The organism is Brucella daejeonensis, from assembly GCF_014199265.1.
GTDB classification, from domain to species: Bacteria; Pseudomonadota; Alphaproteobacteria; order Rhizobiales; family Rhizobiaceae; genus Brucella; species Brucella daejeonensis.
The window spans coordinates 63,284-71,921 of the sequence record NZ_JACIJG010000017.1 but is presented as its reverse complement, the minus strand read 5'-3'; the positions used below and the strand labels follow the sequence as shown (position 1 = coordinate 71,921).

Here is an 8,638-nt window from a genome sequence, read left to right as displayed (position 1 = left end):
CCTCAATCTCAAGACACGTCATTAACGACGCCGCTAAAGACGTGTCTTACGTCACGAGGTCTTGCTTCAACAGGTGGTAGCAATCGGGCCGTTACCGATAGAGCTTGCAAGGTAGTGAACCAATATTCTCAGAAATAAGACGAACCGCCTGTAAGACGGCAGGAACGCTAATGGCATTTTCGCCACCAACGTTCCTGCCGCTTACAGTTGGAGTAATACCAAAAATTGAATGAATTTCAGGATTAGTCAGCCCGTAAGCTTTCTTTTCCAATGAAAATGCTAGTGCCGAAACTGCGCGGCTAATACTTTTACGAAGCACAACTTAAAACCATACTTTTTGAACATGGTTTATTCTCTCATAAATGAGATTCGTTGTGAATCCTAAATATCAATAAAAATGATTTATTATGTCTAATTCATAAAATTAAGTGATCTAAATTTAGGCCGGGGTAGGCGATTGAATTGATCAGTTCAACGCGCATATCAAGCGGCCCCTCTGGCAATTCTCCATAATGCGAAGTCATAGCTGTATTTTTTTCACTGTTTCCATGTCCAAGAATGAAACCGAATTGTTCGTTCAGGTATCCGGCGCGGCGGAATGCATCGGCTGCGCCATGGCGCAATGAGTATAGTTTGTATTTTTTAAAGTCTTTATCTGATTTATCTTTTACGCCGACACCCTCAAGGTAACGCCCGAACGCTTTACTAAAGTCAGCAATCATTTGTCCGCGTGAATTTCTCTTTGCTTGTGGAAACAGTCTTGTTTCTCCACTATCTTTCAGTGCGTTATAATATTTAAGAAAGCCAATTTTTATTAATTCGCTATGGATAGGAATAACGCGTTTGCTATTCTTATTCTTCACGCTCTTATAATCTTCATCTTCGTCGTCATCATCAAGCGTAGTCGTAATATCCATAATCCAAATGCCGTGGTGACTCTGAATATCTGCTATTTCTAACTGCGCAATCTCTCCCGGTCGTGCGCCAGAAAACAGCATAATCAACGGCACCCAAAATTCGTGATTTCTAATCTGTATGTTTCCGGGGCGCTTTTTATAGAGCCAACTTTCATCAGACTGACAGCCGGTAAATAATGGCGATCTAAACAGCGTGTTTAATTGCGCTGTTGAAAACGGACGCGTCTTGGTCCTCTTATCTTTTTTCAAAAACATTTTGAGAACCGGATTTGTCTCAAGGTATCCGTTATTCTCAAGCCAATCGCAAAACGCGCTCAAACCGGACATGTAGCGATTAACCGTGCGCGTGGTAATAGCTGGTTTTTGAATCTTCTCGTTATGCTCCACGATTTGAGGCAATGTCATGCCTTTAAATACGGTTGATTCTGTCGCTTTAACTGGAAGCTTCATTAGAAGCCCTTTCCATTCACGAACGGTCGCTTTGTCGATCATTCGAGGTGGATAATTCACGCCTACAACTTGTAAATATGTGCCTATGTCGCGCCGCGCCTGATTAAGCGTGTCTAATCTAACGTCATTTGGATTTTCCACAGCATACTGTTCAAATAGCTCCATGATTGTTTCACCGGGCTTTGCTTGCTCCCGGCTCGTGCCTGAAGCTGGTTTGACAATCGGGTCTTTTGGTGTGCCGCCATAATCGCCGCGATCCCGTTCAATAGTGCGCTCAAGCGCTTCAATCTCTGCGCGGGCGATTTTGAGCGCCAATTCATGGCGGGTTGGATCATCCTCGCGGACAAGCAACTTATTCCGATTTAGGTAATCATCGGAAGCGGGGCCGGTGAGGGGTGCTTCGTTGTCTGCCAGTTGAGCGCGCATGTCGCGCAATTTGATCGCCCGTGCCTTTTGATCCATCGTGCGCCGCTCTTTGGTGGCGAGAAAATCCACGCTGGCATTTAGAACGGCTAGAGGGTCGTTTAGATCAAAATCGCCATGCTGTGCACTGTTGAGCAATTTCTGCTTGGCGGCGTCAACGTCGTCCTTGGTAGGCATATGATTTTTAGCTTGCTCATATTCTTCAATCGAAGAATTGTAATGCTTCCAAACAGCGTCCGCCATGTCATCCGGCCTTAGCTCTCGCCGGTTACGCAATTCCTTAAATTTAAGCTCCCACGTCGCCATTGTGATGTGAAATTGGCGCTTGGCTTCTGACTCGTCCTTAGTGCGCAATGAGACTTTTTTATCTTCGCATCCGTAGTGAGACTGTAGGTCGATCGGGATATAAATCCGTGCGTAATACACGCCACTAACGCCGCGCCGCTTGTATGTTGAACGCCTAGACATTTTCAAACCGCCTCATGAAACCGGAACACCAAACCGGAACACTTATGGAGTAAAAAGCCTAATGATTGCAATTGTTTGTTTGATTTCAATGCCGTATTTAAAAGTGGATTTTGCTCCAGGCGCCCCAGCCATGCTTCATCTCGAAGCCGATCCTGTGGGTATTTTACACCTTTGGCAAATCTGGACTTTGCAGGGTATCTCTCCCTCCGCGGCAGAGAATTTGACGTTTCTGCCCTGAGGCTCCTTCTTGAAACCAATCACCTGTCTGGTTTGGATAATTTCCTTATTATGTCTTCAAGCTCTGCACCGCGGCTTCTCCATGACATCGTATCGGCCCATTCCTGGCGGCGGACACGCTGATTTTCATCTGTTCGGGCAAGCGCAGAGCGGATGGAAAGCGCCAGTTCTTCAGGCGCCCCATAGTAATCGATCAGGTCTCCGGCTTTTTTCGTCTCTTCTGAAATATAACTCACGACGGGCAAACCGGCTGCGCAATATTCGTAGAGTTTCAAGGGGTTTATCGCTTTTACCAGGTCTGCCTGCGTGACGATGTCGAATGGAATGATCCCGACATCGCAGTGCTGCAGGAACTCCGGAACGCGATAATAGGGAACGGTTCCCAGAAGATGGATGTTGGAAAGCGCGCGCAGCGATGCAAGGTTCACCGTTGACTTGCCGAGCAGGATGAACTGCATGTCCGGCAATGAGGTCGCTGCCATGCGGAGCGCCTCAACATCCAGCCATGGTCCAAGCGTACCGCTATAGATTATGCGCGGCCCGGAGATGCCTGCAAGTTCGGCTGGCTCGCGATGTGTCTTCACGTAAAGGTCGACATCGACGCCGTTCGGCAGATAATGGACAGGCCCTGTTCGCCCGGCCAGATCGGCCTTCAAAGCCTTTGAAGTGTAAAGAACCATATCCGCCGATTGCAGCGCCACGCGCTGTTTTGCGATGAGCGCGGGCGTGATTTCGGAAAAATACTGGATCCGGTCTGCGTAACGATAGACGGTCGGAAGATCGAGATGTTGTGCCAGCGAATAGAAGTATGGGCTGTCGGTGAGCAATGCCGACGGCTGCGTCAGGCCAACCTTTTTGAGCACGGTCGTCGGACGTGGAAATGCGTATTTCCACCAGTTGTCCAACATATGCGCGCCTTTGAAGAAAGTCTTGTTGACATGTGGCCATGGAACAATCGTCGGCAGAAGCGTCAGTCGTCCCGATCCGAATTCAAACGTCTGCATTTTGCCCGAAAAACCGCGCAAGGCTCCAGCGGCTTTCTGCCGGGCTCGCATCCGGGACTGCGGATGGATGAGATGCAGGGGGCTGGTTGGCTGTTCGATATAGACGACGTGCCATCCCCGCTTGCACAGAGCGTCGGCGAGATAGGCGGTGCCGAGGCGCATGTCAGCCATGAAAGGGTGGGTGGATGCGACAATGATTTGTTTTTCGGTCATGGAATCCAGATGTATTTTTTGGCAATCATCGAATGATGAATTCGAGGGCTTCGCAAACCGTTGTATGTCTCCGTAAAGTCTGGCAAATGTGGGCTTGCATTGGTGTTCCGACGTTGACGCAGAAACGGCGGAAATAATATCGCCGGTATTCTCAGGCCGTGTGTTTTGGTATCTCCATAAAGTCATCCGTGATGAAAATCCACGAATAAGGCTCTCCCTTTGTCAAGATCGCTTGTTTATCTCATCACCGAAGACTGGTTTTTCCTATCGCATTTTATGGACAGGGCCCGTATGGCGAAGGAAGCCGGGTATGATGTTCATGTCGTGACAAGGGTGGGCGACGGCGGTGAGAAAATCCGCGCTGCGGGTTTCAATCTCATTCACCTCGATATGCGCCGTTCAAGCCTGAGGCCTCTTTTGCTTCTCAGGGAAATATTCGGGATCGCGCGAATTTATGCGCGCCTCAAACCGGACATCGTGCACCATATTGCCCTGCGTCCGATCGTTGCCGGTTCTCTGGCCGCGCTGATAGCGAGGCCCCGCGCGATCATCAATGCTCCGGTCGGCATGGGATTTGTTTTTGCGTCCAATACGGTCAAGGCTCGTCTGTTGAGACCGTTCGTCATGTCGGCTCTCAAGATAGCGTTGCGCGGGCGAAACAAGCTGGTGATCGTCGAAAACGATGACGACCGGGCGGAATTTATCGACCGTGGCCTTGTAGAGCCGGAAAAACTTGTCGTTATCGAGGGTGCGGGTATCGATCTTGATGCATTTCCCTATGTGAAACGGGATCGAGCCGACGACTGCGTCGTTATGCTGGCGGCGCGACTGCTTAAGGAAAAAGGCGTGCGGGAGTTTGCCGCCGCAGCGAAAATCCTGCGTGACGGCGGCCTCGGCTGCCGTTTTGTCCTGGTGGGAGAGCCGGATCGGGATAATCATGGCAGGATTTCCGAGAGGGAAATCGACGACTGGCAAAGGCAGGGCATCATCGAATGGCACGGACGCTCGGACAATATGGCGGAAACCATGCGTCTGGCGGATATTTTTTGCCTGCCTTCATACAGGGAAGGACTGCCGAAAGTGCTGCTCGAAGCCGGAGCGTCCGGCTGCGCGATCGTGACAACGGATGTTCCCGGTTGCCGGCAGGTGGTGACGGACATGAAGACGGGCCTCATCGTACCGCCGAAGGATGCCGTTTCCCTCGCCGAAGCAATAAGCAAGCTTGTTCAGGATCGAACTCTCCGGCTGTTTCTGGCGGAAAATGCCCGGAAGAAAGTGGAAGCATGTTTTTCCAATGCAGTGGTTACCGAACGAACTCTCGCAGTTTACCGGAAGGTGGCGTCGGATGCCGCGTAATCGGTTTTTCGGTTGAACAGCTTTGACACCGGGCGGGAAACTGCGTGAAAGGCCCATGAGGGACGTTTCCATGACCATGAGACAACGACCTGCCGTGAGTGTGGTCATTCCGCACTACAACCAGAACGAAAGCCTTGAACGGTGCATCGCTTCTGTCGCCTGTCAGTTGGAGGGGCAGGACGAGATTATCGTCGTTGACGACCATAGCGCACAGGCGCCCTCCATGCAGACGGAGGGGAGCGGGCCTGCTGTTCGCATTATCGTATTGCCTGAAAACCGCGGACCGGGAACGGCGCGCAACATCGGCGCACAACAGGCGCGTTGTGATTATATCGCATTTCTCGACGCGGACGACGCAGCCTTGCCGGATCGCATCGATACGCAATTACGTGTCCTGAAAGACCATCCCGACTGGGCGGGCTGCGTCGGCGGTTATATCTATCACCGGAACGATGAGCGCAGCGCACAGTCGACAGGCAAGGATCGCGTCGCTTTCGACATCAGGCGCGAACTGATTGCCGGACAGATATTTGCCGCGGGCAGTACGTTGATGCTGAAGCGGCAACTGTTTCTGGATGCCGGTGGCTATAATCCCCGCCTGCGCGTTTACGAGGATTGGGATCTCCTCCTGCGAGCGGTGCTCAGCGCGGGGATCGGGCATTGCGGAACGGCGCTGGCGGTGGTCTCGCCCTCGACGCGCAGGGCAGGAATGGACGACCGTCTGCGCGTCCTGGCGCAACTTGGCGACACATATGCCGAACGCATGAAACCGAAGGAACGCCGTGCTTTCATGCAGGCACTGGCTTACGAGCGGGCCAGCGCATATTTTCGCGCCGGAAAAAGCTTCAACGGATTGGTGGCAATTTTGGTGGGTTTTCGGTATGCACCTCTCACCATAATGCGGAGGCTTTGGAAGCGGGTGGTTCACGGGATGCCGTGATTTTGCCGTTAAATAGCGAAAGATTTGTTGGTTGTGTCGCTTCTGTCAAATAGATAGGAACCAGTTTCGGAACCTGGAGCGCATCCCGAAAAGTGTGAAACGGTTTTCGGATAAGATGCGCGTCAAAAACAAGGGATTGGAGCATTGATCTGATTCAATCAGATTGAAATGCGCTCCAAGTGAAGGTTGATATAATGAGACCTATCAGGGTGCTTTGCGTTATGGGAACGCGCCCGGAAGCAATCAAGATGGCGCCATTGTCATTGGCTTTGCGCGCAGATGAGCGTTTCGATGCGCATATCTGCGTGACGGGACAACATCGTGAGATGCTGGATCAGGTGTTGCAGATATTCAAGGTTGTTCCAGACTCCGATCTGGCAATCATGCGCGCCCAGCAGGACCTGACCGACGTGACGGCGTCTATCCTGACCGGAATGCGCAAGGTGCTGAAGGACGTTCGCCCGGATATCGTTCTGGTACACGGCGATACGGCGACGACGTTTGCCGCTTCCCTCGCGGCCTATTACGAACGGATCGCGGTCGGCCATGTCGAGGCTGGCTTGCGGACCGGCAATCTTTATTCACCGTGGCCGGAGGAGGCTAACCGGAAGTTGACCGGCGTTCTGGCCAATCTGCATTTCGCGCCGACAGAACGTTCGCGCGCCAATCTTCTTGCAGAAGGTGTCAGGCCGGAAAGCATTCTGGTGACCGGAAACACGGTCATCGACGCCTTGCTGACGATCAAGCATCGTATTGAGACCGATGGCGTTCTCGGTCAGTCCCTGAAACAGAAATTTGACTATCTGCGCCCTGATCGCAGGCTTGTTCTCGTGACAGGCCATCGCAGAGAAAATTTTGGCGACGGTTTTGAACGGATATGCGAAGCGCTCCGGGCGCTCGCCAACACCAATCCCGATGTCGATATCCTCTATCCGGTCCATCTCAATCCGGCTGTGCGAGACCCCGTCAACAGGATTTTGAGCGACATTACCAACGTCAGGTTGATCGAGCCGGTGGATTATGTCGATTTCATCTATCTCATGATGAAATCCTTCATGATCATTACCGATTCCGGTGGTGTGCAGGAAGAGGCCCCGTCATTGGGCAAGCCGGTTCTGGTTATGCGCGATACGACGGAACGTCCTGAAGCTGTAGATGCCCGGACAGTCCGGCTCGTGGGAACCGACGCCGAAAAGATTACGGCATGGGCACAACGATTGTTAACGGATGAGGAAGCTTATCGCGAGATGAGTCTTGCGCATAATCCCTATGGCGACGGTCAGGCAACCGCCCGCATCTGTGATCGCATCGCTACCGAATTTTCTGAAAGGGCAGTTTGAAATATGACCTTCAAGACCGTTTCCGTCATTGGACTGGGATATATAGGCTTGCCGACCGCCGCGGTCATGGCGAGTCGCGGACTCATGGTGATTGGCGTGGACGTTTCTGCCCATGTCATCGATACGATCAATGCCGGCAAGGTGCATATTGTGGAACCCGATCTCGATCGGGCCGTGCAGGATGTCGTGAAGGTCGGGCGGCTTCGGGCCACGACAACGCCGGAAGCTTCCGACGCATTTGTTGTTGCCGTACCCACACCGTTCAAGGCAACGGAGGCGGGTGGAACTCCCGATCCCGATCTCAGCTACATCCGATCGGCCGCCACCATGATCGCGCCGGTTCTGAAAACCGGCGACCTTGTCATTCTGGAATCCACTTCGCCGGTCGGAGCGACCGAGCAAATGTCGGCCTGGCTGGCTGACGCGCGGCCCGATCTCACATTCCCCCAGACCGCAGGCGAGAATTCCGACATTCGTGTGGCGCATTGCCCCGAGCGCGTCCTGCCCGGTCAGGTTTTGAAAGAACTCGTTTCCAACGATCGGGTCGTCGGTGGGATGACGCCGCTTTGCGCGCAACGGGCGGTGGATCTCTATCGTCATTTTGTCGAAGGCGAATGCATTGTGACCGATTGCCGTACGGCGGAAATGGCGAAGCTGACGGAAAACAGCTTTCGGGATGTGAACATCGCTTTCGCAAACGAACTCTCACTGATCTGCGACAAGATGGGCATCGACGTTTGGGAACTCATTCGTCTGGCGAACAGGCATCCCCGCGTGAATATCCTTCAGCCGGGTCCCGGAGTGGGCGGGCACTGCATCGCCGTCGATCCATGGTTCATCGTTTCTTCCGCTCCGGCGCAGGCCAGACTGGTGCGGCAGGCGCGCGAGGTGAATGACTCGAAGCCTCGCTGGGTATTGGACAAGATCGATGCCGCGATTGCGGACTGGAAAAAAGATAATTCCGACGGTCTGCCGACGGTTGCGTGTTTCGGGCTGGCCTTCAAACCCAACATCGATGATCTCCGCGAAAGCCCGGCATTGGATATTACGCGCAAGCTTGCGAAGAAGGGTGGGATGCGTCTCCTGTTGGTGGAGCCTCATATCGAAGCATTGCCGTCCGGGCTTGGCGATGCACAACTGGTTGCAGCGGATGAAGCGCTTGAAACGGCAGATGTTTGCGTGTTGCTTGTGGATCATGCGGCGTTTGGAAACGGAAGAAAGCCGGACGCTACGCGTCAGAGTATCATCGATACGCGCGGCTTTTGGGGGTAAGTTTTCCGGTCTCGGCGC

General features: G+C 52.9%; 7 protein-coding genes. 5 read left to right on the top strand and 2 right to left on the bottom strand.

What is annotated here, in order from left to right; translation table 11 throughout:
• Positions 1–416: 416 nt before the first annotated feature.
• Positions 417–2,258, bottom strand: a complete 1,842-nt coding sequence (locus tag FHS76_RS18030) for a site-specific integrase (RefSeq protein ID WP_183656032.1) — start codon at positions 2,256–2,258, stop codon at positions 417–419.
• A 61-nt stretch (positions 2,259–2,319) separates the two neighbouring features.
• On the opposite strand from FHS76_RS18030, the gene FHS76_RS18025 reads away from it, so the two are divergent.
• Positions 2,320–2,496 carry a hypothetical protein gene (locus FHS76_RS18025; protein WP_183656029.1) on the top strand — a complete coding sequence of 59 codons (177 nt, stop codon included), beginning with the start codon at positions 2,320–2,322 and terminating at the stop codon, positions 2,494–2,496.
• Between the two features lie 19 nt (positions 2,497–2,515).
• Here the strand turns inward: FHS76_RS18025 and FHS76_RS18020 are convergent, their stop codons facing one another.
• Complete coding sequence (locus tag FHS76_RS18020) at positions 2,516–3,712, bottom strand: glycosyltransferase (protein ID WP_183656026.1); 1,197 nt, start codon at positions 3,710–3,712, stop codon at positions 2,516–2,518.
• A gap of 219 nt (positions 3,713–3,931) precedes the next feature.
• Here FHS76_RS18020 and FHS76_RS18015 point away from each other — a divergent pair, with 219 nt between their 5' ends.
• The 4 genes from FHS76_RS18015 (at position 3,932) to wecC (ending at position 8,620) form a co-directional block, all read left to right on the top strand.
• A complete protein-coding gene (locus FHS76_RS18015) occupies positions 3,932–5,068 on the top strand; it encodes a glycosyltransferase family 4 protein (RefSeq protein ID WP_268902759.1) in 1,137 nt (378 codons plus the stop codon).
• 70 nt (positions 5,069–5,138) lie between these two features.
• The gene (locus tag FHS76_RS18010) at positions 5,139–6,008 is read left to right on the top strand and encodes a glycosyltransferase family 2 protein (RefSeq protein WP_183656020.1); all 870 of its coding nucleotides are present in this window, start codon (positions 5,139–5,141) and stop codon (positions 6,006–6,008) included.
• Positions 6,009–6,202: 194 nt separating this feature from the next.
• Positions 6,203–7,348, top strand: coding sequence for a non-hydrolyzing UDP-N-acetylglucosamine 2-epimerase (gene wecB, locus FHS76_RS18005; RefSeq protein ID WP_183656017.1), 1,146 nt, complete (start codon positions 6,203–6,205; stop codon positions 7,346–7,348).
• 3 nt (positions 7,349–7,351) lie between these two features.
• Positions 7,352–8,620, top strand: coding sequence for a UDP-N-acetyl-D-mannosamine dehydrogenase (wecC, locus tag FHS76_RS18000; protein ID WP_183656014.1), 1,269 nt, complete (start codon positions 7,352–7,354; stop codon positions 8,618–8,620).
• The last annotated feature ends 18 nt before the right edge of the window (positions 8,621–8,638 follow it).